The sequence below is a fragment of the Burkholderia sp. ABCPW 14 genome, assembly GCF_001523835.1.
Taxonomy (GTDB): Bacteria; Pseudomonadota; Gammaproteobacteria; order Burkholderiales; family Burkholderiaceae; genus Burkholderia; species Burkholderia mayonis.
Genome location: NZ_LOVS01000098.1, coordinates 1 through 24,024, shown reverse-complemented (window position 1 = coordinate 24,024; position 24,024 = coordinate 1). Strand labels below are relative to the sequence as shown.

The window sequence follows — 24,024 nt, the reverse complement described above, 5'->3', positions numbered from 1 at the left end:
GTAGCCGCGTATAGCCGCTGGAACCGCTGCATGAAGCCGATTGATGAAGCCAATGTGTAGCGCCGCTCAATAACGTGACGGCGTCGGGCGGGCGCGCGGCGCCTCCGCACCGCTTTGCCGCATCGCCCGGCTCTCTCCGATTTCCCATAGCCTGCATTCGCACCCGCCATGTCATATTCGTTATCGCTGCTGGACAAGAGCCCGATCGCCGAAGGCGCGACGGCGGCCGACGCGCTGCGTTTCACGGTCACGCTCGCGCGGCGCGCCGAGGCGCTCGGCTATCGCCGCTTCTGGATCGCCGAGCATCACGGCGCGCCGGGGCTCGCGAGCTCCGCGCCCGAGATCGTCATATCGCACGTGCTCGCGCATACGTCGCGGATTCGCGTTGGGTCCGGCGGCGTGATGCTCCAGCACTACAGCCCGTTCAAGGTCGCCGAGACGTTCAAGCTGCTCGCGTCGCTCGCGCCGGGGCGCGTCGATCTCGGCGTCGGCAAGGCGCCGGGCGGCCTGCCGCTGACGACGCGCGCGCTGCAGTCGCTGCACGACAGGCCGCGCAAGCCCGCGTTCGCCGATCAGCTCGCCGAGCTCGACGCGTTCCTGAACTGGGGCGTCGCCGAGGATCATCCGCTCGCCGGCGCGGTCGCGCTGCCGGTGCCGCCCGAGGCGCCCGAGCGCGTGCTGCTCGGCGGCTCGCCGGAGAGCGCCGCGCTCGCGGCCCGGTGCGGCTGGCAGTTCTGCTATGCCGGACACTTCAACGGCGACGAGGCGAACGTCGAGCGCTCGCTCGACGCGTATCGCGGCGCGGCCGGGCGCGCGCCGCTCCTCGCGCTGTACGCGGTCGCGGCGCCGACGAAAGGGGAAGCCGAGCGGCTGATCGGCGCGCTGCGGATCTTCAAGCTGAAGCTCGCGGGCGGCCAGAGCGTCAATCTCGGCAGCGCGCAGGCGGCGGCCGAGTTCGCGCGCCAGAGCGGCGCGACCGACTACCGGATCGACGAGCTGCGCCCGCACGTGATCGCCGGCGCGCCGGACGACGTGCACCGCGAGCTCGACGCGCTCGCGCGCCGCTACGGCGTCGGCGAGTTCGTCGTCGATTCGCCGGTCACGCACTATCCGGCGCGGCTCGCGTCGGTCGAGCTGCTCGCGCGCGAGCAGCAGTCCATGCAGACCTGAGCCGCCGAGACGGTGCGCCGCGGCGGCGCGCTGTCGTGCGATTCCAACGACACCCACCTTCGCCATGACCCAGTCCACGATCCCCTTCGGCATCATGCTGCAAGGCGCCGGCAGCCACATGAACGCGTGGCGGCATCCGAGCAACCCGCCGGACGCGAGCGTCAACCTCGATTTCATGCTGAGCGTTGCGCGCAAGGCGGAGGCGAACGGCATCGCGTTCGCGTTCGTCGCCGACGGCCTCTACGTCAACGAGAAATCGATCCCGCACTTCCTGAACCGCTTCGAGCCGATTTCGCTCTTGTCCGCGCTCGCGACCGCGACGTCGAAGATCGGCCTCGCCGGCACCGTGTCGACGTCGTACAGCGAGCCGTTCACGGTCGCGCGGCAGTTCGCGTCGCTCGATCTGCTGAGCGGCGGCCGAGCCGGCTGGAACGTCGTCACGACGCCGCTCGAAGGCACCGCGAAGAACTACGGGACGAAGCATCCGGACCACGCGCTGCGCTACGAGATCGCCGACGAATACCTGAGCGTCGCGCAGGGCCTCTGGGATAGCTGGGACGACGACGCCTTTGTGCGCGATCGCGCGAGCGGGCGTTTCTTCGATCGCAACAAGCTGCATGCGCTCGATCACGCGGGGCCGTTCTTCCGGGTCGCCGGGCCGCTCAACATCCAGCGTTCGCCGCAAGGGCAGCCGGTGATCTTCCAGGCGGGCTCGTCGGACGCGGGGATCGCGCTCGCGGGCAAGTATGCGGACGCGGTGTTCACGCACTCGCCGTCGCTCGACGAGACGCGCGCGTTCGCGACGCGCGTGAAGGACAGCGCCATCGCGCACGGCCGCCGCGCCGGCGACGTGAAGATCTTCCCCGGCATCGGTCCGATCGTCGGGCGCACGGCCGCCGAGGCGCAGGACAAGTACCGCGCGATTCGCGATCTGCTGACGATCGACGACGCGCTCGCGTACCTCGGCCGCTACTTCGATCACCACGACTTCACGCGGTATCCGCTCGACGCGCCGTTCCCGGAGCTCGGCGACATCGGCCGCAACAGCTTCCGCTCGACGACCGACCGCATCAAGGCCGACGCGCGCGCGAAAGGGCTCACGCTGCGCGAGACGGCGCTTGCTGTCGCGACGCCGCGCCCGCAGTTCATCGGCGCGGCGGAAGACGTCGCCGACGCGCTGATCCGCTGGATCGACGCGGGCGCGGGCGATGGCTTCATCCTCGGTTTCGCGGTGCAGGCGCAGGGGCTCGACGATTTCGTCGAGCTCGTGATTCCGGCGCTCGAGGCGCGCGGCCGCTACCGGCGCACGCTCGACGGCAGCACGCTGCGCGAGCACCTCGGCCTGCCGCGCAAGGAAAGCCGCTACGCGGCGGCCGAGGTCGCATGACGGCGCCGGGCGCCGTCGCAAAACGCGCCGCGCATGCCGCGTCGCGCGTGAGCTCGGCGCCGGGCAACCGCGCGGCGCGCCATCGATCCAGCAAGGAAACACGACCATGAGCGACATCACTCACGCCGTCGGCGGCGCGCTGCCGACGCCAGGCATTCCCGCGGCGCGCGGCGACGCGCCGCGTTTTAGGATCGTGCCGGCCCGCTATCGCGCGCGGACGGCCGGCACCGTGCTCGCCGCCGCGCTGGTCGCGCTCGTGCTGAATTCGGTGCTCGGCAATCCGCAATGGGGCTGGCCGGTATTCGCCGAATGGTTCCTGTCGGAGCCGGTGCTGTCGGGGCTCGCGCGCACGCTGCTGCTGACCGCGCTCGGCGCGCTGTTCGGCTTCGCGCTCGGCGTGCCGCTCGCGCTCGCGCGCGTGTCCCGCTCGCCGCTCGTCGCCGCGTGCGCGTGGGCGTTCATCTGGCTGTTCCGCTCGATTCCGCTCGTCGTGCTGCTGCTGATTCTCAACAATCTCGGCTATCTGTACGAACACGTGTGGCTCGGCGTGCCGTTCACCGGCATCACGTTCGCCGAGGTCGCGACGACCGATCTGATCAGCCCGTTCTGCGCGGCCGTGCTCGGCCTCACGCTCAACCACGCGGCGTTCGCGGCCGAAGGGATTCGCGGCGGCATCCTGTCGGTCGACGCGGGGCAGCTCGAGGCGGCCGCCGCGCTCGGCCTGCCGCGTGCGCGGCAGGCGACGCGCATCGTGCTGCCGCAGGCGATGCGCGCGTTTCTGCCCGTCGCGTTCAACGATCTGATTTCGCTCGCGAAGGGCACGTCGATGGTGTATGTGCTCGCGATGCCGGAGCTGTTCTATACGGTGCAGGTGATCTATCGGCGCAATCTCGAGGTGATTCCGCTGCTGATGGTCGCGACCGTCTGGTATCTGATCATCCTGACCGTGCTGTCGATCGTTCAGGCGCAGGTCGAGCGGCGTTACGCGCGCGGCGCGGTGCGCAATCCGGCGCGGTCGCCGCTTGCGGCGATTGCGGCGATTGTCGGCAAGTTGACCGATGCGCTGCCGGCGCGGCGCGGGCGCGTCGAGCGTGCGACGGCGCGGGCGGGCGGTGCGGATGCGGCAAGCGAGGCGAGCGGGGCGGGGCGTAGCGCGGGGGACGAGCCGCGCGCGGCCGACGATGTGTCGGCTTCCGGCGCGGGATTCGCGCGGGTGTCGCGGGTGTCGCGGGTGTCGGCCGGGCTGGCGGGCGCAGCGGGCGCGGCGGCGCTCGGCGCATCCGGTGGTTCGGATGTCTCCACCGTGCCAGGCAGCGCCGCGTCGTCTGAGTCGTCTGCGGCGGCTGTTTCGGATGCGTTCGCCGCTTCGGGCGCTTCCGCCGATGCGAGATCGCCGCTCGCCGCCGCGCGCGCGTCGGCGAGCGAGCGCCGCGGCGGCGAGGTCGCCGTCCAGCGCGTGTCGAAGAGCTTCGGCCAGCACAAGGTGCTCGACGACGTGTCGTTCGTCGCGCAGGCGGGCAGCGTCACGGTGATCCTCGGCCAGTCCGGCTCCGGCAAATCGACGCTGCTGCGCACGATCAACCACCTTGAGCGCGTCGACGGCGGCTTCATCGACATCGACGGCGAACTGATCGGCTACCGCCGCGACGGCGACACGCTGTACGAGCTGAAGGAGAAGGACGTGCTGCGCCGGCGCGTCGACGTCGGGATGGTGTTCCAGAATTTCAATCTGTTCCCGCATCTGAGCGTGCTCGAGAACATCGTCGAGGCGCCTGTCGCGTCGGGCCGCGCGACGCGCGCCGAAGCGCAGCGCGTCGCGCGCGAGCTGCTCGCGCGGGTCGGCCTCGCGGCGAAGGTCGACGCGTATCCGCGCCAACTGTCGGGCGGCCAGCAGCAGCGCGTCGCGATCGCGCGGGCGCTCGCGCTGAAGCCGAAGGTGCTGCTGTTCGACGAGCCGACGTCCGCGCTCGATCCGGAGCTCGTCAACGAGGTGCTCGACGTGATCAAGGAGCTCGCGCGCTCGGGGACGACGCTCGTCATCGTCACGCACGAGATCGGTTTCGCGCGCGAGGTCGCGGACACGATCCTGTTCATGGAGCACGGCCGGATCATCGAAGCGGGGCCGCCCGCGCAAGTGCTCGGCGCGCCCGCGCATCCGCGCACGCGCGCGTTCCTGTCGAAGGTGCTGTGATGGCGGCGCGGCGAGAGACGGGCACGCGGCTCGGCGGCCGTGGCGATTGCGGAGGCGGCCGTCGCGACGACGCTGGACGAAGCGAACACGGCGGACACGGCGGACACGGCGGACACGATGGACACGGCGGCATCGCGCACGGAGGCGGCGGAGGCCGCGCGCGTGTCGACAAGCGCTGGCGGTTCGCGCAGTCGAGCGTGCTTGCCTCGTGGCGCGCCGTTTTATCGGAGCCGGAGGCGTCGACGCCATGATCGACAGACGCACTTTCGTCGGCGGCGCGGCGGCGCTCGCGGCCGCCTTTGCCGCAATGCCGCTCGGCGCGCGCGCCGCCGGCATCGCGGTCGATCTCGACCCGCGCCAGGCGGGCCGCGTCCGCGCGGCCCGCGATCCGGCCGCCGCCGACGCGGCGCGCCGCTACCGCTGGGTCGACGACGGCGCGTTCATCGTCGCGATCGCGCCGCATGCGCCGCCCGTCGCGACCTACGCGGCCGACGCGCGCACGGTCGTCGGCGCGGATCCCGACTACGCGCAACTGATCGCCGACGCGCTCGGCCGGCGGCTCGCACTATTGCCCGTCGCATGGGCCGACTGGCCGCTCGGGCTGAGCGCCGGCAAGTACGACGCGGTGATCTCGAACGTCGGCGTCACCGAGAAGCGGAAGGAGAAGTTCGACTTCACGACGTACCGGCTCGGCCTGCACGGCTTCTACGTGAGGGCCGCGAGCCCGATCGCGCGGATCGCCGAGCCGAGGGACGTGGCGGGCCTGCGGATCATCACCGCGTCGGGCACGAGCCAGGAGCGCATCCTGCTCGAATGGAACCGGCGCAATGTCGCGCAAGGCCTCAAGCCGGTCGATGTGCTGTATTTCGACGACGACGGCGCATCGCGCGTCGCGCTGCTGTCCGGGCGCGCGGACGCCGAGCTGAATCCGAACGCGACGCTCGCGTACCAGGCGGCGCGCGACGGCAAGATCCGCTGCGTCGGCAGCGTGAACGCCGGGTGGCCCGTCAGGGCCGATGTCGCGATCGCGACGCGCAAGGGCAGCGGCCTTGCCGATGCGCTGACGCTCGCGACCAACGACCTGATCCGCAGCGGCAAGTATCGGCAGGCGCTCGCGCGATGGGGGCTGCTGTCGGAGGCGGTCGACAAATCGGAGACGAATCCGCCGGGGTTGCCGTCGTTTTGAGCGGCGATGGCGCGTGCGTTTTCGGAGGCGGCAGGTGGGCGGCATGCGGTTCGACCGAGCCGCGACGTGTTTTGAGGCATCGCTTCCGGCGTATCGTGACGTTCGTGTGAAAATCTATGCCGGCTTCGGCTTCGGCTTCGGCTTCGGCTTCGGCTTCGGCTTCGGCTTCGGCTTCGGCTTCGGCTTCGGCTTCGGCTTCGGCTTCGGCTTCGGCTTCGGCTTCGGCTTCGGCTTCGGCTTCGGCTTCGGCTTCGGCTTCGGCTTCGACCTCGACCTCGACCTCGCCACCGCCACCGCCACCGCCACCGCCACCGCCACCGCCACCGCGGCCGATACCGACATCGCCTCGGGCTCCATCCGCCCGGCGCTTTCGCCGTCTCCGGCCCAGCCGGACACGCTGGCCTCAAAGCCCCGCCCGTCGCATAATCTCCAGCCTCTTCGTTGTTCGACCGCCGCCATGCACCGATCCGCCCGTCCCGCAGTACGGAGGACCGCTTCACCGGTCCGCCCACGCCCGCTCGCAACCGCCAGTGCACCGGCGGCCGTCGCATGACGCTCGCGCTGCTGACCGCCGTGGCCGTCGTCGCCGCGCTGCTTTGGATCGCCAAGCGGCGCCGCACGAGCCGGGCGTCGTTCGCCGCATCCGCCGTCCTGTTCTTCGCGATCGGCTGCGGCCCCGTGCCCGCCTGGCTGCTGCGCGATTTGCAGGCGCCGTATGCGGCGCGGCCGGCGATCGAATGGGGCGAGCGCAACGCGATCGTCATGCTGGGACTCGGCACCGAGAAGATCGCCGCGACGGGCGCCGTCGAGCCCGGCACGTTCTCCTATTCGCGGGTCGTCGAGGCGGCGAGCCTCTACCGCGGCTGCCGAAAGGCGCGCGCGAACGCCGGCTGCAAGATCGTCGTGAGCGGCGGCGACGCGCGTCGCAACGGCGTACCGGAAGCGACCGTCTATCGCGACGCGCTGATCGGACTCGGCATCGACGCGGCCGACGTGCTGTCCGAGCCGCGCAGCATGAACACGTGGCAGAACGCGCAATTCACGCGCGTCGTGCTGGCCGGCTATCGCGCGGACCGCGTGCTGCTCGTGACCTCGGGCGTCCACTTGCGGCGCAGCGTGCTGTACTTCGCGCATTTCGGCGTCGCGGCGATTCCCGTGCGCGCCGAGTACCTGCAAGCGGCGCTGTTCCCGCTGCCGCTTGCGTACAACTTCTCGGTCGCCGATCTCGCGCTGCACGAATATCTCGGCATCGCGCGCTACCGGCTGTACAACGCGCTCGGCCGGAACCCGGCGAGCACCCAGCCGGGCGACGCGTGATGCGCCGCCCGCGCCGTCACGCCGCGCGTCACTTCGGATAAGCGGGCGTGAACGTCAGCTTGATCGAGTCGATCAGCAGGTCGTTGTCGCGCTGATCGGCCGTTTCGCGCCACCGCTGCGTTTCCCCCGTATGCGTCGTGTTCCGGAAATCGACCGGCTCGACGACGCCCGCCCCGCCCGGAACGTTGCTGTTCCTGAGCACGACGCTGCCGTGCGCCTCGCAGTATTCGGGCACCGCGATCGCCAGGTCGGAGCCCGACGGCCGCGTCACGCTCGTCGCGACGGTTTGCGACGTGCAGCGGCGGTCGGTCGTCGACGTCGGGCCGACGTCGGCCGTTGACGACCAGCCGTGGTTGTTCGCCCGGTTGTCCGGATCGTAGCCGATGAAATTCGGATCGTAGCCGGCGTAACCCGCGCCGCGTCCGGCGACGTTATCCCAGACGCGCACCTGCGTCGCGCCGCCTTGCGGAATGTTGTTGACGAAATTGACGCGATACTCGGTCGCCCGGACGATCTGGCGCGGATCGATCAAGTGAATTGCCGCCCACTCCTGCTGCCCCGCATATCGCTGCAAATCCGGCGTCAATTGATCGGGCAGGTAGATCATGTTTCCGGTCGCGCGGATTTCATAGACGAACGCGCGGCACGTGAACGTCGTTTGGCCGCCGCTGCTTGCGCCGCACGCCGACGCGAGTTCGAGCCGATTGCTGTTGGCGATTTGCGCCGCGATTTCGCGGCTCGCCGTCGCGCTCACGAATCCGGTATTTTCGAGATTCGCGCCGCCGATCACATGATTCCGGATGTTGTATGAATTGCCGCGCGCGCCAAAGCCATATTGGAATATCTGGTCCGGCGTGCGGGTATCGGCGCGATATACGGCTTGCGGCAGCGGCCGCGATAGATTCAGGTCGTCGTTGGCGATGACTATCCTGCCGTCCTTCACGCCGGCGTGCGCGGCCTGGAAAGCCGCCGCGCAAAGGGCGGCCGCCAATAAAGAAGAAAGTGCGCTCGTACGCAAAAATCCCATCATTACCCCCCAATCTGAATTGAATGGCGAATTGGCTAAAATGCCGATGTCGATTATATGGGGCGAACCGGATTGGATAATCTCGAATAATTAAAATATCAATTTATTAAATGTTCGAGCGGCTGATCCGTCTTGGATAAGCGAATCGGTCGACAAGACTCTCGTCCCGGCCGGTTTCGCTCGGCCGTTCGCCCAGGAATCCGCTCAATATTTCGAACCGGATGCCGTACACGCACCGGCGGCGACGCGCGGATGGGGCATGCGCGTCATGCCGGCCGAATCCGTCGAAGCATTCGGCCCCGGCATCGACGGTCGACGCCGATCGTCCGCCGCCCGGGTGGGTCGATCGCGCCTCGGCGGGCGTCAGCCAGACCGTCGACGGGCGCGGCGCTGTGCCGGTGCGCGCGAGCCTCGCGTGACACGCCGCGTTTTGGCGCAATCTGATAACCTTGCGCGCTGTAAGAAATGGTTTTCCCTTATTGGTGACGGTTCCGCTATCCGATTCTCGCGTGTTGTCATATAAAGGAAAGACGATAGACGACGTGGCCCGTCACCGCCGCGTCGCGGGCTTGCGCCGGACGTCGCGCCGGGGGACGGCCGCGAAACCCGCAACCACAGGCATTCGCAACCCAGCAATCCAGCAACGCAACGACATTTGATCAATCTGTCCCCCTTCAATACAACCCGCCCGAGACCACCATGCTCCAACTGTCCCGGCGCCAGTTCCTGAAGCTGTCCGCGACGACGCTCGCCGGCTCGAGTCTAGCCCTGATGGGCTTCTCACCGGCCGAAGCGCTCGCCGAGGTCCGCCAATACAAGCTGGCGCGCACTGTCGAAACCCGCAACACCTGTCCTTACTGCTCAGTCGGTTGCGGCATCCTGATGTACAGCCTCGGCGACGGCGCGAAGAACGCCACGTCGAGCATCATCCACATCGAGGGCGACCCCGACCATCCGGTCAACCGCGGCACGCTGTGCCCGAAGGGCGCGAGCCTCGTCGACTTCATCCATAGCCCGAGCCGCCTGACGCAGCCCGAGTACCGCGCGGCCGGCTCCGACAAGTGGGAGCCGATCTCGTGGCGCGATGCGCTCGACCGGATCGCGAAGCTGATGAAGGCGGACCGCGACGCGAACTTCGTCGAGACGACGGACGACGGCATGAAGGTCAACCGCTGGCTGACGACGGGCATGCTGGCCGCGTCGGCGGGCAGCAACGAGGTCGGCTATCTGACGCACAAGACCGTGCGCAGCATGGGGATGCTCGCGTTCGACAACCAGGCGCGTGTCTGACATGGCCCGACGGTGGCAGGTCTTGCCCCGACGTTTGGCCGTGGAGCGATGACGAACCATTGGGTCGACATCAAGAACGCGGATGTGATTCTCGTGATGGGCGGCAACGCCGCCGAAGCGCACCCGTGCGGCTTCAAATGGGTGACGGAAGCGAAGGCGCATCGCAATGCGCGCCTCGTCGTCGTCGATCCGCGCTTCACGCGCACCGCATCGGTCGCCGATTTCTACGCGCCGATTCGCACCGGCACGGATATCGCCTTCCTTGGCGGGATCATCAATTACCTGCTGACGAACGACAAGATCCAGCACGAGTACGTCAAGCACTACACGGATTTCTCGTTCATCGTCCGCGAAGACTTCGTGTTCGACGACGGCATCTTTTCCGGCTACGACACGGACAAGCACGCGTATCCGGACAAGTCGACGTGGGACTACGAGCGCGGCGAAGACGGCTTCGTGAAGGTCGACCAAACGCTTGCGCACCCGCGCTGCGTCTACAACCTGCTGAAGCAGCACTATTCGCGCTACACGCCGGAGATGGTCGAGAAGATCTGCGGCACGCCGAAGGACAAGTTCCTGAAGGTGTGCGAGATGCTCGCGACGACGGCCGTGCCCGGCCGCGCCGGCACGATCCTGTACGCGCTCGGCTGGACGCATCACTCGGTCGGCGCGCAGATGATCCGCACGGGCGCGATGGTGCAACTGCTGCTCGGCAACATCGGCATCGCGGGCGGCGGGATGAACGCGCTGCGCGGCCACTCGAACATCCAGGGTCTCACCGACCTCGGGCTGATGTCGAACCTGCTGCCGGGCTACATGACGCTGCCGATGCAGGCCGAGCAGGACTTCGACGCATACATCCAGAAACGCACGCAGCAGCCGCTGCGGCCGAACCAGTTGAGCTACTGGAAGAACTACCGCGCGTTCCACGTGAGCTTCATGAAGGCGTGGTGGGGCGACGCGGTCGGCGCCGAGAACAACTGGGGCTACGACTATCTGCCGAAGCTCGACAAGCAGTACGACCTGCTGCAGACGATCGAGCTGATGCATCAAGGCAAGATGAACGGCTACATCTGCCAGGGCTTCAACCCGCTCGCGGCGGCGCCGTCGAAAGCGAAGACGTCCGAGGCGCTCGCGAAGCTCAAGTGGCTCGTGATCATGGACCCGCTTGCGACCGAGACGTCCGAGTTCTGGAAGAACCACGGCGAGTTCAACGACGTCGACGCGTCGAAGATCCAGACCGAAGTGTTCCGTTTGCCGACCTCGTGCTTCGCGGAGGAGCGCGGCTCGCTCGTCAATTCGGGCCGCGTGCTGCAGTGGCACTGGCAGGGCGCGGCGCCGCCGGGCCAGGCGAGGAGCGACCTCGAGATCATGTCGGGGCTGTTCCTGCGGATGCGCGAGATGTACCAGAAGGACGGCGGCAAGTATCCCGATCCGATCGTCAACCTGAGCTGGCCGTACGCGAATCCGGAAAGCCCGACGCCCGAAGAGCTCGCGATGGAGTTCAGCGGCCGCGCGCTCGCCGATCTGCCCGACCCGAAGGACCCGGCGAAGACGCTCGTGAAGAAGGGCGAGCAGCTCGCGGGCTTCGCGCAGCTGAAGGACGACGGCACGACTGCGAGCGGCTGCTGGATCTTCTGCGGCGCGTGGACGCAAGCGGGCAACCAGATGGCGCGGCGCGACAACTCGGATCCGACCGGCATCGGCCAGACGCTCGGCTGGGCGTGGGCGTGGCCGGCGAACCGGCGGATCCTGTACAACCGCGCATCGTGCGACGTGAACGGCAAGCCGTTCGACCCGACCCGCAAGCTGGTCGCGTGGAACGGCAGGGCGTGGACCGGTCCGGACATTCCGGACTACAAGGCCGACGAGCCGCCCGAGACCGGCATGGGCCCGTTCATCATGAACCCGGAAGGCGTCGCACGCTTCTTCGCGCGCGCCGGGATGAACGAAGGTCCGTTCCCCGAGCACTACGAGCCGTTCGAGACGCCGCTCGCCGCGAACCCGCTGCATCCGAACAACCCGCGGGCGCTGAACAACCCGGCCGCCCGCGTGTTCCCGGACGATCGGGCGGCGTTCGGCAAGGTCGACAAGTTCCCGCACGTCGCGACGACGTATCGTCTGACCGAGCACTTCCACTACTGGACCAAGCATGCGCGGCTGAACGCGATCATCCAGCCCCAGCAGTTCGTCGAAATCGGCGAGGATCTCGCGAAGGAAGTCGGCGTCGCGCACGGCGAGCTCGTGAAGGTGTCGTCGAACCGCGGGCACATCGTCGCGGTGGCGCTCGTCACGAAGCGGATCAAGCCGCTGATGGTCGACGGCAAGAAGGTGCAGACGGTCGGCATCCCGTTGCATTGGGGCTTCAAGGGGTTGACGAAGCCCGGCTATCTCGCGAATACCCTGACTCCGTCCGTGGGTGACGGCAACTCGTACACACCGGAATTCAAGTCGTTCCTGGTGAAGGTCGAAAAGGCGTAAGGGGGAAGAGATGGCATTGCAATCGCTGGATATCAAGCGCGTCTCCGCCACCACGACGCCGCCGCCCACCGCGCGCGAGCCGTCGACGGGCGGCGTCGCGAAGCTGATCGACGTATCGAAGTGCATCGGCTGCAAGGCGTGTCAGACGGCCTGCATGGAGTGGAACGATTTGCGCGACGAAGTCGGCACGAACGTCGGCGTGTACGACAACCCGGCCGACCTGACCGAGCACTCGTGGACGGTGATGCGCTTCTCCGAATACGAGAACCCGGCGGGCGACCTCGAATGGCTGATCCGCAAGGACGGCTGCATGCACTGCGAGGACCCGGGCTGCCTGAAGGCGTGTCCGTCGCCGGGCGCGATCGTTCAGTACAACAACGGGATCGTCGATTTCCACGAGGAGAACTGCATCGGCTGCGGCTACTGCGTGACCGGCTGCCCGTTCAACATCCCGCGGATCTCGAAGAAGGACAATCGCGCGTACAAGTGCACGCTGTGCTCCGATCGCGTCGCGGTCGGCCAGGAGCCCGCATGCGTGAAGACCTGCCCGACGGGCGCGATCGTGTTCGGCACGAAGGACGACATGAAGCAGCACGCGGCCGAGCGCGTCGCCGATCTGAAGGGGCGCGGCTTCGAGCACGCGGGGCTGTACGACCCGGCCGGCGTCGGCGGCACGCACGTGATGTACGTGCTGCACCATGCGGACAAGCCGTCGCTGTATCACGGCCTGCCCGACAACCCGTCGATCAGCCCGATGGTGAAGCTGTGGAAGGGCATCGCGAAGCCGCTCGCGGTCGCGGGCATCGCATTGTCCGCGCTCGCCGGCTTCTTCCACTACACGCGCGTCGGCCCGAACGAAGTGACGGAAGACGACGAGGCCGCCGCCCGCGACGAAGCGCGACGCATCAAGGAGGACGCGAAATGAAGCATGACGACCCCAACCTGATCGTCCGCTACACGGCGAACGAGCGCTCGAACCACTGGATCACCGCGATCTCGTTCGTGCTGCTCGCGCTGTCCGGGCTCGCGCTGTTTCATCCGTCGATGTTCTGGATGACGGCGCTGTTCGGCGGCGGGCAGTGGACGCGGATCCTGCATCCGTTCGTCGGCCTCGTGATGTTCGTGTCGTTCGCGGTGATGGTCGTGCGCTACTGGCACCACAACGTGCTCGACGCGGGCGACCGCCAGTGGCTCGCGCAGATCGACGACGTGCTCGCGAACCGCGAGGACAAGCTGCCGGAAGTCGGCCGCTATAACGCGGGGCAGAAGCTGCTATTCTTCGCGATGGTGGCGTGTCTGCTGTTGCTGCTCGTCTCCGGGATCGTGATCTGGCGGCGTTATTTCTCGTTCTACTTCCCGATCGGCGTGATTCGCGCGGCGGCCGTCGTGCATGCGGTCGCGGCGCTCGTGCTGATCGTCGGCATCGTCGTGCACGTGTACGCGGCGCTGTGGGTGAAGGGTTCGATCGGCGCGATGGTGCGCGGCACCGTGACCGTCGGCTGGGCGAGAAAGCACCATCCGAAGTGGTTTCGCGAGAGCGTGAAGTAACGACGCATCGCACATGCCGACGCAGCGCGCGGACGGTCCGCGCCTCGCGCCGCCCGCCGGGCCGTCCACGCGGCCGGCGGGCGGGCGAGCGGCAGACGGAACAAAAAGCGCCGACGATTCGGCGCTTGTTTTTTTAGGGCACTCACGTGACTGACGCAACCCGACGTATTCTCGAACCGAGCGAAATCGCGTCGCTCGATCAATCGGCCATTCCGCGCGTGCGGATGCCCGAGCGCGGCATTGTGTTCGCCGCGCGCGCCGCGCGGCTGCGCAAGCTCGCCGACCTGAACCCGATCGCCGGCTATTTGCGGCTGATGGCGGTCGTCGCCGACGCGCAGCACGAATTGCTGCAGACATTCGGCGCGAGCGCGCCCGCGAATGAATCGATCGAGCAGGCGCAGCGCCATTCGATGCCGCTCGCGCCGGCGCTCGGCGGCGAGCGCGACCCGCGCTGGCGCGACGTGCTGCAAGGCCTGCTCGACCGCATCGAAAGCGCGGGCCTCGTGAATCCGCCGCTCGCGAAGCTGATCGACGGGCTGCGGCTGCGCGCGGGCGCCGAGCTCGACGCGCAGGCCGACGCGCTGCTCGCGCAGCGCTTCGCCGAAATCGAGCCGGCGTCGGCGCCGTTCCTGATGGCCGCGCTGCAGATCGTGTGGACCGCGCTTGCGAGCCGCATCTCGCCCGCCGACGTTCCGTATCTTGAGCAGCCCGGCCTGTGCCCCGTGTGCGGCGCGCTGCCGGTCGCGAGCATCGTGCGCGTCGGCGGCCAGTATCAGGGCTACCGCTTCCTCCAGTGCGGGCTGTGCTCGACCGAGTGGCACATGGTCCGCACGAAGTGCTCGCACTGCGATTCGACGAAGGGCATCGCATATCACGGGATCGAAGGCGGCAGCGAAGCGATCAAGGCCGAATCGTGCGACGAGTGCCATACGTATCGCAAGATCGGCTATCAGGACAAGGATTACGACGTCGAGCCGCTCGCGGACGATCTCGCGAGCCTCACGCTCGATCTGCTGATGGGCGAGGCGGGCTACCGGCGCGCGTCGCCGAATCCGCTGCTGTGGCCGGATCTGCCGGCCGAAGCCGCAGGAGACGACCGGACGTGAGCGAACCCGGCGCGAACGAGCTGAACGTGCTGCTGGCGCGCGTGCCGTCGGTCGAGCGCGTGCTGTCGTCGGACGAGATGAAGCCGCTCGTCGACGCGTACGGGCGCACGCGCGCGCTCGCCGCGGTGCGCGCGTCGCTCGACGCGTGGCGCGACGCCGCGCGGCGCGATCCGGCCGCGGCCGAGACGCTCGACGACGCGCGGATCGCTGCCGACGTGCGCGCGCGGCTCGCGGCCGACGCGGCGGGCGCGATGCGCGCGGTGTTCAACCTGACGGGCACCGTGCTGCACACGAATCTCGGCCGCGCGCTGCTGCCGGACGAGGCGGTGCGCGCGGTCGTGCAGGCGCTCACGCGGCCGATGAATCTCGAATTCGATCTCGCGACCGGCCGCCGCGGCGATCGCGACGATCTGATCGACGAACTCATGTGCGAGCTGACGGGCGCGGAGGCGGCGACCGTCGTCAACAACAACGCGGCCGCGGTGCTGCTCGCGCTGTCCGCGCTCGCGCCGAAGCAGGAAGTGATCGTATCGCGCGGCGAGCTCGTCGAGATCGGCGGCGCGTTCCGCATCCCCGACATCATGAGTCGCGCGGGCGCGAAGCTGCGCGAGGTCGGCACGACGAACCGCACGCATCTGAAGGACTACGCAGAAGCGATCGGGCCGCGCACCGCGCTCCTGATGAAGGTGCATTGCAGCAACTACGCAATCAGCGGCTTCACGAAGGAAGTGACATTGCAGGAGCTCGCGCCGCTCGCGCGCGAGCGCGGGCTGCCCGTGGCCGTCGATCTCGGCAGCGGCACGCTCGTCGACCTGACGCGCTGGGGGCTGCCGAAGGAGACGACGGTGCGCGAGACGGTCGAAGCGGGCGCCGATCTCGTCACGTTCAGCGGCGACAAGCTGCTCGGCGGCCCGCAGGCGGGCCTGATCGTCGGCCGGCGCGACCTGATCGGGAAGATCAAGCGGCATCCGCTCAAGCGCGCGCTGCGCGTCGGCAAGCTGACGCTCGCGGCGCTCGAGCCGGTGCTGCGCCTGTACCAGGCGCCCGAATTCCTGCGCGAGCGGCTGACGACGCTGCGGCTCTTGACGCGTCCGCAAGCGGACATCGCGGCGGCGGCCGGGCGCGTGCGCCCGGTGCTGCAACGCGCGGTCGGCGCGGCGTTCGTGGTCGACGTCGAGCCGATGTTCAGCCAGATCGGCAGCGGCGCGCTGCCCGTCGATCAACTGCCGAGCTGCGGCCTCGTCGTGCGCGCGGCCGACGGCAAGCGCAGCGGCCGCGCGCTCGCGCAACTCGAGAAACGCCTGCGCGGCTGGCCGCGCCCGGTGCTCGGCCGCATCGCGGACGATGCGCTGCGGCTCGACCTGCGCTGCCTCGAAGCGGACGATGAGGCCGCGTTCGTCGCGCAATGCGCGCAAGCGTCGACGGATACGCACGCATGATCGTCGGAACCGCGGGCCACATCGATCACGGGAAGACGACGCTCGTGCGCGCGCTGACGGGCGTCGACACCGATCGGCTGAAGGAAGAGAAGGCGCGCGGCATCTCGATCGAGCTCGGCTACGCGTATACGCCGCTGCCGAACGGCGACGTGCTCGGCTTTATCGACGTGCCCGGCCACGAGAAGCTCGTTCATACGATGGCGGCGGGCGCGTGCGGGATCGACTTCGCGCTCGTCGTGATCGCCGCCGACGACGGCGTGATGCCGCAAACGCGCGAGCATCTCGCGATCCTGCAATTGCTCGGCGTCGCGCACGGCGCAGTCGCGCTGACGAAATGCGATCGCGTCGACGCGGCGCGCATCGCGCAGGTGCGCGACGAGATCCGCGCGTGGCTCGCGACGTCGCCGCTCGCCGATGCGCCGATCGTCGAGACGCGCGCGACCGAGCCCGATGACGCGGGTGTCGCCGCGCTGAACGCGCATCTGCGCGACACCGCGCTCGCGTGGCGCGCGCGGCGCGACGACGGCCTGTTCCGGCTCGCCGTCGACCGCGTGTTCACGCTCGCGGGGCAAGGCACCGTCGTGACGGGCACCGCGTTCGCGGGGCGCGTGGGCGTCGGCGATACGCTCGCCGTCGCGCGCACGGGCGAATCCGTGCGCGTGCGCAGCATCCATGCGCAGAACCGCGCGACCGACGTCGGCCATGCGGGCGAGCGCTGCGCGCTGAACCTCGCGGGCATCGACAAGGCGGCGCTCGCGCGCGGCGACACGATCGTCGACGCGCGGCTCGCGACGCTGTCGCCGCGCCTCGACGTCGAGCTGATGCTGACGGCGGATGCCGATCTGACGATTTCTCACTGGACGCCGCTGCACGTGCATCTCGGCACGCTGCACCGGGTCGCGCACGTCGCGCTGCTCGATGGCGATACGCTCGGCCCCGGCCAGCGTGCGCGCGCGCAGTTGAATTTCACGGAGCCGGTGTTCGCGGCGCCGGGCGACCGCTTCATCGTGCGCAACGCGCAGGCGACGCGCACGGCGGGCGGCGGGCGCGTGCTCGATCCGTTCGGCCCGGCGCGCAAGCGGCGCACGAGCGCGCGCCGCGCGTGGCTCGACGCGCTCGCGACATGGCTCGACGAAGGCCGGCTCGACGCATTGCTCGACGAAGCGCCGCTCGGTGTCACGCGCGCGATGCTGATGCATCTGACCGGCTTGCCGGCGGGCGCGCTGACGCTGCCCGCCGATGCGGTGAGCGTCGCGGCGCCGGGCAAGCATGCGGACGACGCGCGCGTCGTCGCGCGCGGGCATTGGGACGCGCTGCGCGCGCGCGTGCTCGACGCGCTCGCGACGTTCCACCAGCGCGCGCCGGACGAGCAGGGGCCCGATGTCGCGCGGCTGCGCCGGATCGCGGCGCCGCTCGCGGACGATGCGCTGTGGCGCGCGCTGACCGATGCGTTGATTGCCGAAGGCGCGATCGAGCGCAGCGGGCCGTGGCTGCATCTGCCGTCGCACGCGGTGAGCTTCGATGCGAGCGAGGAGACGCTGGCCGGACGCTTGCTGCCGCTCGTCGCGGCGGGGCGCTACGATCCGCCTTGGGTGCGCGATCTCGCGGCGGCGACGGGCGTCGCGGAAGATGCGGTGCGCGCGCTGCTGCGCAAGCTCGCGCGGCGCGGCGACGTGCATCAGGTCGTGCGCGACCTGTTCTACCATCGCGACGTGATCGCGGAGCTCGCACGGTTGATCGCGCAGCTCGTGCACGAGCACGGCGGTGCGCTCGACGCGGCGACGTTTCGCGACGCGACGGGCCTTGGCCGCAAGCGTGCGATTCAAATCCTCGAATTCTTCGATCGCGTTGGGTATACTCGCTTCCACCGCGATCTTCACTGGTTGCGCGCCGATAGCCGGCTGCTCGGCTCGCCATAGTTCTCAATCGTTCGCGACGGTTCTCGACGGGACGGCGCACGCCGTTTCCGCTCTCGTTCTCGCAGGAAGGCATCCGTATCCGGTGGTGCGGCTGGGCTTCAAACCCAGTTGGTGCGGTCAGCCCGCGCCAGGTCGGTTCGACTCCGACTGCCTTCCGCCACAAGGCTTTGCGGCCAATTGCGCAATTGGAATTCGAAGCAATCCATTTCCGCAAATGTCATTCTTTTCCGCAATTCCGTCATTTCGTCGGCTTCACCTTGTCGCCGCGGCGATTGCGAACATAGTGCTCCGTCATTGCGACCGAAGTGTGCCCGAGCTGCCTTTGTGCTTGGCGAATATCGCCCGTGCTGTCCGTCTTGTCGGTGCCAGCCTTCGCCCGCAGATCTCGAAATTGAAATTCGTTGTCGCGCACGCCGGCTTTTCTTCGGGCTTCGCGGAAGCGTCGTTGAAGAGTATCGAGCGTCATTCGTTCACCTTTCTCGTTGACGACTAGCGCGGTGCTGACAATCTTGTATCCGGCCTTGCGAGCGCGGATGCGATTGATCACGGCCATAAGCTCACCCGTCACCTCCATTCTGAGTTTCTTGCCGGTCTTGCCCTGATCGATGTGCAGGAAGTTGTCACGGATATCGCGCTCGTCATGCAACAAAGTATCCTGCGGTCGCTGGCCCGTCAGGTAGGCGAGGTCCATTGCGTCGCGCGTCGGCTGGTCCGCATGGTCGTAGACCTTTCGGAACAGATCATCTTCCACGTACACATCGCGCCCCGACTCGCTGTATTTTTTGATTCCCAAGCAGGGATTTGCTGCCTTTGTCATTCCGATTTCGCGTGCGAAGTTGAACATATGGCTCAAGACTTCAATGTCCCGATTCGCGCGTACGCGGCCGGCGTTGGGAGGTGCAGGACGCTTCTTCGATTCGTACCACTCGACCGCCTTCTTGTGGCGCCAATGCATGTATTGCTTGACGTGCATCGGCTCGATTTCGTCAAGAGGGGCACCGTCGAAAAACTCCCTCAGCAGGCCAATCTGGATGAGATTTGCCTGCTGGCTGCTTTGAGCTTTTCCGGGCAACACATCGCGGATGTATGCCGCAAACGCATCGTTGATCGTGGGCGCGAGCGCCTTTGGTAGTTCGGTTTGTTCAATTTCAGACCAGCGCCGAACCGCAAGAACGAAATCAGTGCCGAGCGGCTCCTCTCGACGCGGTTTCGCGCCGCGATCCCGACCCGATCGCCCCCCGATCACCTACAGCATGGCCCCCCGATTCGCCCCCCGATCGCAAGAGAGGGAGAAGGAGATGTAAACACAGCAAGCGGCGGCGGCACAGCACAGGGAGGTGGGGAAGAGCCGCCGATCGCCGCCGCCGCTTTCGTCGAAATCCTTCGTTCGTCGGGCGTCGGCTTCGCCGCCGATGACGCGCGGTTGGCGAGCTGGCCAGGGCGTGGCGTGACGGCCGACGACCTGCGAGTGGCCATCGCTACGGGGCGTAAGCGCCGTGAGCGCGAGGGCAGCGGGCAACCGCTGAACCTCGGCCTGCTCGACCTGATCCTCGGCGATCTGCTCGCCGCGCGCACCGCGAAGCCTGCGACGGGGACGCGCACCGTCGGCGACTGGTGGCGGTCGTGGACCGGCATCGTCGACCACGGCGGCACGCTCGGCGTCGAGCAAGGCACCGATGAACCTCCGTTCGATTTCAAGCTGCGCGTGTTCGAAGCGGCCGGCGACGGCCCGTGGTGGGACGAGCACAACCGCGCATTTCGCAACACTGCCGGCCCTGTCGCGGCCGGCGCACTACTGGGGGAAGGGCGATGAAGCGAATCACGAAAGCGATGAAGCAGGCCGGCGGTCATCGCTACTGCTGCGAATGCGCGGCGCATGGCCCGCGTGTGAAAGCGCACTGGACGCACAAGGGGCGTGACTACTGCGACGCGCACAAACCGGCCGAGACGGCGGCACAGCCCGCGCGCGAGGTGCATGCATGACCCAGCAGTCCCTCATCGCGGCATCGCCAATCGCGCAGCGCGTCGAATTCGTCGTTCCCGGCGCGCCGGTTGCGAAAGGGCGCCCGAAGTTCGCGCGCCGCGGCGCGCATGTTTCGACCTACACGCCGGAAAAGACCGAGCGGTACGAGAACCTCGTGAAGATGGCCGCCCGCGCGGCAATGCGCAGTGCCGCCCCCTACGCAGGCCCGATCCGGTTGATCGTGAACATCGGACTGCCGATCCCAGCGAGCTGGTCGGCGAAGCGTCAGGACGCCGCGGCCGCCGGCGCGATCGGCGCGACGAAGAAGCCGGACGCCGACAACGTTGTCAAGGCGTTGAAAGACGGCATGAACGGGGTCGTGTACGCCGACGACGGCCAGGTCGTCGACCTCTGGATCTCGAAGCGCTACGCGCGTGTGCCCGGCGTACGCATCGAGGCGATCGAATTGAATTTGCAGCGAGCATAGGAGCGGGCCTTGAAAATCAAGAACGGAAAGCTGACCATCAACGCGGTATTGCAGACCATGAGGCCGGGCAGCCGGTACACGGCGGCCCGCCTCGCCGAGAAGATCGGGGCGCCGCTGTCGTCGGTGCGGCAGTTGCTGGCGACCGACGTCGCGCTTGCGCGGCTCGACTCGAACAGCACGCGCCGCGGCCGCGAGTACTCGATCGCCGGAACCTGCCGCGCGCCGGACGCGCACGTCGACACGCGGGTCCGGCCGGACTTCACGAGCCACCTCACGGGGTACGCCGGTTGGCTCGGGAGCGTGCAGGCGCTGGCCATGACGACGCGGGGTGCACGATGAGCGACGTCGTCGAGTTCAAATCCGCGTTCGACGCCGTGCGGTTCGCGCTCTGCTACTCGTCGCAGCAGTACGGCGAGACGATGCTGGCGAAACGGCTGCGCGGCGAGTCGATCGGCACGGGCATGGGCCTGGTCGGACTGGACGGCGCCGGGCAGGCCGGGCAGATTCGCCGGCATCTCTGGGAACTGCCCGATCTGCACCTGTCCGTGATCGTTGCGCGCGCGGCGCCGCGCGATCTGCCGTGCTCATGCGGCGCGGCGTGCTGCAGCGGCCGGACGCCGAACCTCGAGTGGAAGGCCGCGATTGGTGGCTGACGCAGACGTCTGCCGCCTACTGCTCCGGCTTCTCGCATTACCGCGTGCGGCGGGCGATCGTCGAGCGGCTGTTCGGGGTGAAGTGCGACCTCACGCAGATCGCCGAGGACTGCGACGCGCATCGCAACACGGCGGGCAATCACAACAAGGCGGTCCGGCTCTGGATCGAAGGTGATAAGAAGACGGGCGAGAGGGGAGTCGAAGGGCTCGCTTGGTCCGTGATCGAACGGCGCTTCGACGAGATCGGATTGTTGAGGTCGAGCGAAGTTGCTTGACTTTTTTGCGGAGCATGCACAATAATCCGCCATATTTGATACACGTCATACGTGCGTCCGGAGACAGAAGCCCGCCTTGAGCGGGCTTTTTGCTTACCTCCAATGGGCCTTTACGACGAGGCGCCAGAGAATGGGGCCCGTGTTCGCGGGATGCGGATGATGTCCTTGGGGCGGCAATGTATTCCCAACGGTCGATACTGCGCTCCCTCCACACACTTCGCATCGGTATTTCCCCGAAAAGGGAACTGCGGCTCCAGGCGCGTGCAATGTATCAAATTCGGTGCCGTGATCCTGGGACAGATAGTTTGCATTTTTGTAATACGCCATTTTGGTCTCCGATCATGTAGTGGTTTCTTTGCAGAATCTGCCGACTCTACTGGTTGTACTCGTTATGGCACGAAGCCTCGTCGCGGTTTTCCGCTTGATTGCATGCATCAACTTTTGCTGACGTCGATTCAGGGTCGCTCGATTGCGCGTTTCCTCTGCACAGGGCTCCTTTCTGTATCGCTTGATTTAAGCAATCGTTGATGTCCATCGCGCCGGATGAACTCGACAAGGAGATGAATGCAATTGCGATTGCGAAGGTGGTAGGGATGTGACGAGACATAGCCCTCTCCTAGCTAGCCAATTAAGATGGGTTTTAATTAAAAAGCAAATGCTCTCACCGAGATGAACTGCTCGAGTCATCCCTTATTGTTGTAGACGTCGAGGGGCTCGTGGTCATCGACTGGCTTGCCATTGTGGGTAAGACATCTGGAGGAAGATGTGTACTCGATTGCGATGGGGCCGCTGAAGCCGCGATTGCGGAGGGTTGTGAATTTTGTCTCGGTTGCGAAAGTTGATGTTGTGAGTCTGACCGTTGCGAAGAATGTGACGCTTGAAGGTTTGCAGTGACGGTGCAGTAGCCGGGATTTCCCCAGTGAACGTGACCGTGCGGTGGCACGGAATATCCTGTTGGGCCGAGGCAGCCGGCGAACAGTAGAGATATGGAGCCGGAAACGGGCGCATTGCTATTGTTTGTCAAACCTACACCGTAGGCTCCCGGTTGTATTCCCGGTTGTTCAGGAAAGATCGTAATGGAATTGCAGGCGCTGCCAGAGCAATTTGCAGGTTGGGGTAATGCGACTCTTGGTATTATGGTTGCCGCTATGACAACGGATGCGGCAATAGCTTCGCGATTCATTTTGTTCCCCCCGAAACGTTAGGTTTAAGATTTTCTAGGTGTTTTTGTAAAAACAAATTAGCACGATTTTCTTTCAAAAAGGTATGTAAAAAAATAACAATGAGGTGTGATTTTGACGTTCTTTGAAAGAGTGGTCAATTGTTAGATGTATTGATTTGTAAGAATTCGAAGTGGCGCTGACGGTTTAGCAATAGTGTGTTGTCAACTGGTGCCCGTGTCGAGCTGAATGCGACGCAAGCGGCGAACGGCGGCGAGGAAAGACGAGTGGCATCTCGTAAGCGTTCGGATATTTCAACAGGGGTCGCACTTTGGCGGCCAATGCCGCCAGACCTTTTGTTCGACGAATCGAACTGGTTCCGGCACATCGCACCCGCGGGTGGTGTCGCCGAGTGGATCGCCGAAACGTTTCTGCGCGCCGGCGCGCCGCTGCACAACTCGGACCACGAGCACCTGATCGACGCTGACATCGCTTACCTCTGGGCGGTGGTCGAGAACGTCCGCCAGATGCGCCGCGTCGTCGGCCAGTGCGAAGAGGTGATGATCCGCGCCGGCGGCTGGCAGCGCGCCCGCCAGGAGCAGCAGCTCTGCGAGTGGTTCGGTCGCGTGCCGGCCTTCTTGATCACGCTCGACGCGCACTACGCGCGCGAGTGCAGCGACCTGCAGTGGTGCGCGCTCGTCGAGCACGAGCTGTATCACATCGGGCAGCGCGCCGACGCGTTCGGCGCGCCGGCCTTCACGAAGGACGGCATGCCGAAGCTCGGCATCCGCGGGCACGACGTCGAGGAATTCGTCGGCATCGTCCGGCGCTACGGCGTGGCCGGCGGCGCGGGCGACACGGCGAAGCTTGTCGCCGCGGCTCAGCGCTCCCCCGAAGTCGGCCACGTCGACATCGCACGCGCCTGCGGAACTTGCATCCTGCGCGCCGCATAGCCTTTTCTGAACGTCTCCCGTCATGGCTGCACTTCCTGCAACGATCAAGCTATTCATCGTGCAGTCGCTGGCGTGCTTCGACACGATCTCGCGCACCGCGAAGGCGGTCCGCGAAGAGTATGGCGTCGAGGTGTCGCCGCAGCAGTGCGAGCGCTACGAGCTTCGCCTACAACGTCGGCACGGGCGCGTACTGCGGCAGCACGACGGCGAAGCGCTTCAACGGCGGCGACTGGAAGGGCGCGTGCCGCGCGATGAATGAGGCGGACAGCGGCCGGCCGCAGTGGGTGACGGCCGGCGGCCGCGTGCTGCCGGGTCTGGTGAAACGGCGCGCCGAAGAGCGTGCACTGTGCGAGCGCGGACTATGACGACTGCGAAAACTCACGAGACGCGCCGCACGCTGTCGGAGGACGTTTTTTACCCGGACCACGAATCGCGCACTGAGTCGCCGACCTTCCGCGCGAGCAAGCGCGCG

General features: G+C 67.1%; 21 protein-coding genes, 1 tRNA gene and 3 pseudogenes. 22 read left to right on the top strand and 3 right to left on the bottom strand.

Going from position 1 to position 24,024, the window contains the following annotated elements; translation table 11 throughout:
• Positions 1 to 168 precede the first annotated feature (168 nt).
• The 6 genes from WS62_RS14485 (at position 169) to WS62_RS14450 (ending at position 7,251) form a co-directional block, all read left to right on the top strand.
• Positions 169 to 1,170, top strand: coding sequence for an LLM class flavin-dependent oxidoreductase (locus tag WS62_RS14485; RefSeq protein ID WP_066571784.1), 1,002 nt, complete (start codon positions 169 to 171; stop codon positions 1,168 to 1,170).
• A gap of 64 nt (positions 1,171 to 1,234) precedes the next feature.
• A complete protein-coding gene (locus WS62_RS14480) occupies positions 1,235 to 2,557 on the top strand; it encodes an LLM class flavin-dependent oxidoreductase (protein ID WP_066571782.1) in 1,323 nt (440 codons plus the stop codon).
• Positions 2,558 to 2,663: 106 nt separating this feature from the next.
• Positions 2,664 to 4,748 (top strand): amino acid ABC transporter permease/ATP-binding protein, encoded by a 2,085-nt coding sequence (locus tag WS62_RS38635; RefSeq protein ID WP_082720972.1) that lies wholly within the window; start codon positions 2,664 to 2,666, stop codon positions 4,746 to 4,748.
• 247 nt (positions 4,749 to 4,995) lie between these two features.
• Complete coding sequence (locus WS62_RS14460) at positions 4,996 to 5,934, top strand: ABC transporter substrate-binding protein (RefSeq protein ID WP_066571776.1); 939 nt, start codon at positions 4,996 to 4,998, stop codon at positions 5,932 to 5,934.
• A 106-nt stretch (positions 5,935 to 6,040) separates the two neighbouring features.
• Positions 6,041 to 6,487, top strand: coding sequence for a hypothetical protein (locus WS62_RS37430; RefSeq protein ID WP_066571773.1), 447 nt, complete (start codon positions 6,041 to 6,043; stop codon positions 6,485 to 6,487).
• Positions 6,484 to 7,251, top strand: a complete 768-nt coding sequence (locus tag WS62_RS14450; protein ID WP_066571771.1) for a YdcF family protein — start codon at positions 6,484 to 6,486, stop codon at positions 7,249 to 7,251. The genes WS62_RS37430 and WS62_RS14450 overlap by 4 nt, the downstream gene beginning before the upstream one ends.
• A gap of 28 nt (positions 7,252 to 7,279) precedes the next feature.
• Here the strand turns inward: WS62_RS14450 and WS62_RS38150 are convergent, their stop codons facing one another.
• A complete protein-coding gene (locus WS62_RS38150) occupies positions 7,280 to 8,095 on the bottom strand; it encodes a hypothetical protein (protein WP_231748301.1) in 816 nt (271 codons plus the stop codon).
• Between WS62_RS38150 and WS62_RS37425 the strand changes: the two genes are divergently transcribed.
• The 8 genes from WS62_RS37425 (at position 8,052) to WS62_RS14395 (ending at position 18,221) form a co-directional block, all read left to right on the top strand.
• Positions 8,052 to 8,372: a hypothetical protein gene (locus WS62_RS37425; protein ID WP_197422841.1), complete on the top strand. Its 321-nt coding sequence runs from the start codon at positions 8,052 to 8,054 to the stop codon at positions 8,370 to 8,372. The genes WS62_RS38150 and WS62_RS37425 overlap by 44 nt on opposite strands.
• A 605-nt stretch (positions 8,373 to 8,977) precedes the next feature.
• A complete protein-coding gene (fdnG, locus tag WS62_RS14425) occupies positions 8,978 to 12,049 on the top strand; it encodes a formate dehydrogenase-N subunit alpha (RefSeq protein ID WP_082720970.1) in 3,072 nt (1,023 codons plus the stop codon).
• Between the two features lie 10 nt (positions 12,050 to 12,059).
• On the top strand, positions 12,060 to 12,974 hold the full coding sequence (gene fdxH / locus WS62_RS14420) for a formate dehydrogenase subunit beta (RefSeq protein ID WP_066571766.1): 915 nt from the start codon (positions 12,060 to 12,062) through the stop codon (positions 12,972 to 12,974).
• Entirely contained in the window at positions 12,971 to 13,597 is a 627-nt protein-coding gene (locus WS62_RS14415; RefSeq protein WP_066571763.1) for a formate dehydrogenase subunit gamma, read from the top strand. Before fdxH ends, WS62_RS14415 begins: the two co-directional genes overlap by 4 nt.
• Positions 13,598 to 13,743: 146 nt before the next feature.
• Positions 13,744 to 14,703 carry a formate dehydrogenase accessory protein FdhE gene (gene fdhE / locus WS62_RS14410; protein ID WP_066571761.1) on the top strand — a complete coding sequence of 320 codons (960 nt, stop codon included), beginning with the start codon at positions 13,744 to 13,746 and terminating at the stop codon, positions 14,701 to 14,703.
• Positions 14,700 to 16,142 (top strand): L-seryl-tRNA(Sec) selenium transferase, encoded by a 1,443-nt coding sequence (selA, locus tag WS62_RS14405; RefSeq protein WP_066571759.1) that lies wholly within the window; start codon positions 14,700 to 14,702, stop codon positions 16,140 to 16,142. The genes fdhE and selA overlap by 4 nt, the downstream gene beginning before the upstream one ends.
• A complete protein-coding gene (selB, locus tag WS62_RS14400; protein ID WP_066571972.1) occupies positions 16,139 to 18,061 on the top strand; it encodes a selenocysteine-specific translation elongation factor in 1,923 nt (640 codons plus the stop codon). Before selA ends, selB begins: the two co-directional genes overlap by 4 nt.
• 64 nt (positions 18,062 to 18,125) lie before the next feature.
• A tRNA-Sec gene (locus WS62_RS14395) sits at positions 18,126 to 18,221 on the top strand.
• Between the two features lie 78 nt (positions 18,222 to 18,299).
• Here WS62_RS14395 and WS62_RS14390 read toward each other — a convergent pair.
• Positions 18,300 to 19,307 (bottom strand): tyrosine-type recombinase/integrase, encoded by a 1,008-nt coding sequence (locus WS62_RS14390; protein ID WP_066571757.1) that lies wholly within the window; start codon positions 19,305 to 19,307, stop codon positions 18,300 to 18,302.
• A gap of 222 nt (positions 19,308 to 19,529) precedes the next feature.
• Between WS62_RS14390 and WS62_RS14385 the strand changes: the two genes are divergently transcribed.
• From WS62_RS14385 to WS62_RS38805, 5 genes and pseudogenes are all read left to right on the top strand, one after another.
• A complete protein-coding gene (locus WS62_RS14385) occupies positions 19,530 to 19,874 on the top strand; it encodes a hypothetical protein (protein ID WP_231748295.1) in 345 nt (114 codons plus the stop codon).
• The gene (locus WS62_RS36420; RefSeq protein WP_156440987.1) at positions 19,871 to 20,044 is read left to right on the top strand and encodes a hypothetical protein; all 174 of its coding nucleotides are present in this window, start codon (positions 19,871 to 19,873) and stop codon (positions 20,042 to 20,044) included. Before WS62_RS14385 ends, WS62_RS36420 begins: the two co-directional genes overlap by 4 nt.
• Positions 20,041 to 20,511 carry a RusA family crossover junction endodeoxyribonuclease gene (locus WS62_RS14380; RefSeq protein WP_066571753.1) on the top strand — a complete coding sequence of 157 codons (471 nt, stop codon included), beginning with the start codon at positions 20,041 to 20,043 and terminating at the stop codon, positions 20,509 to 20,511. The genes WS62_RS36420 and WS62_RS14380 overlap by 4 nt, the downstream gene beginning before the upstream one ends.
• Positions 20,512 to 20,520: 9 nt before the next feature.
• Positions 20,521 to 20,850 carry a hypothetical protein gene (locus WS62_RS14375; protein WP_066571750.1) on the top strand — a complete coding sequence of 110 codons (330 nt, stop codon included), beginning with the start codon at positions 20,521 to 20,523 and terminating at the stop codon, positions 20,848 to 20,850.
• Positions 20,847 to 21,439, top strand: a pseudogene (locus tag WS62_RS38805) (DNA-binding protein). The gene WS62_RS14375 and the pseudogene WS62_RS38805 overlap by 4 nt, the downstream one beginning before the upstream one ends.
• Positions 21,440 to 21,812: 373 nt before the next feature.
• Here WS62_RS38805 and WS62_RS36415 read toward each other — a convergent pair.
• Complete coding sequence (locus tag WS62_RS36415) at positions 21,813 to 22,046, bottom strand: hypothetical protein (protein WP_156440986.1); 234 nt, start codon at positions 22,044 to 22,046, stop codon at positions 21,813 to 21,815.
• A gap of 894 nt (positions 22,047 to 22,940) precedes the next feature.
• Here WS62_RS36415 and WS62_RS14365 point away from each other — a divergent pair.
• From WS62_RS14365 to WS62_RS36405, 3 genes and pseudogenes are all read left to right on the top strand, one after another.
• A complete protein-coding gene (locus WS62_RS14365) occupies positions 22,941 to 23,552 on the top strand; it encodes a putative metallopeptidase (RefSeq protein WP_066571748.1) in 612 nt (203 codons plus the stop codon).
• A gap of 22 nt (positions 23,553 to 23,574) precedes the next feature.
• Positions 23,575 to 23,652: pseudogene (locus WS62_RS36410) on the top strand (DUF2280 domain-containing protein); the annotation flags it as partial.
• 46 nt (positions 23,653 to 23,698) lie between these two features.
• Positions 23,699 to 23,917: pseudogene (locus tag WS62_RS36405) on the top strand (glycoside hydrolase family protein); the annotation flags it as partial.
• Between the last annotated feature and the right edge of the window lie 107 nt (positions 23,918 to 24,024).

Coding starts and splice junctions, on each gene's coding strand:
- WS62_RS14485 (WP_066571784.1), top strand. CDS start 169: ATGTCATATTCGTTATCGCTGCTGGACAAGAGCCCGATCGCCGAAGGC.
- WS62_RS14480 (WP_066571782.1), top strand. CDS start 1,235: ATGACCCAGTCCACGATCCCCTTCGGCATCATGCTGCAAGGCGCCGGC.
- WS62_RS38635 (WP_082720972.1), top strand. CDS start 2,664: ATGAGCGACATCACTCACGCCGTCGGCGGCGCGCTGCCGACGCCAGGC.
- WS62_RS14460 (WP_066571776.1), top strand. CDS start 4,996: ATGATCGACAGACGCACTTTCGTCGGCGGCGCGGCGGCGCTCGCGGCC.
- WS62_RS14450 (WP_066571771.1), top strand. CDS start 6,484: ATGACGCTCGCGCTGCTGACCGCCGTGGCCGTCGTCGCCGCGCTGCTT.
- WS62_RS37425 (WP_197422841.1), top strand. CDS start 8,052: ATGTTGTATGAATTGCCGCGCGCGCCAAAGCCATATTGGAATATCTGG.
- fdxH (WP_066571766.1), top strand. CDS start 12,060: ATGGCATTGCAATCGCTGGATATCAAGCGCGTCTCCGCCACCACGACG.
- WS62_RS14415 (WP_066571763.1), top strand. CDS start 12,971: ATGAAGCATGACGACCCCAACCTGATCGTCCGCTACACGGCGAACGAG.
- selB (WP_066571972.1), top strand. CDS start 16,139: ATGATCGTCGGAACCGCGGGCCACATCGATCACGGGAAGACGACGCTC.
- WS62_RS36420 (WP_156440987.1), top strand. CDS start 19,871: ATGAAGCGAATCACGAAAGCGATGAAGCAGGCCGGCGGTCATCGCTAC.
- WS62_RS14380 (WP_066571753.1), top strand. CDS start 20,041: ATGACCCAGCAGTCCCTCATCGCGGCATCGCCAATCGCGCAGCGCGTC.
- WS62_RS36415 (WP_156440986.1), bottom strand. CDS start 22,046: ATGTCTCGTCACATCCCTACCACCTTCGCAATCGCAATTGCATTCATC.
- WS62_RS14365 (WP_066571748.1), top strand. CDS start 22,941: ATGCCGCCAGACCTTTTGTTCGACGAATCGAACTGGTTCCGGCACATC.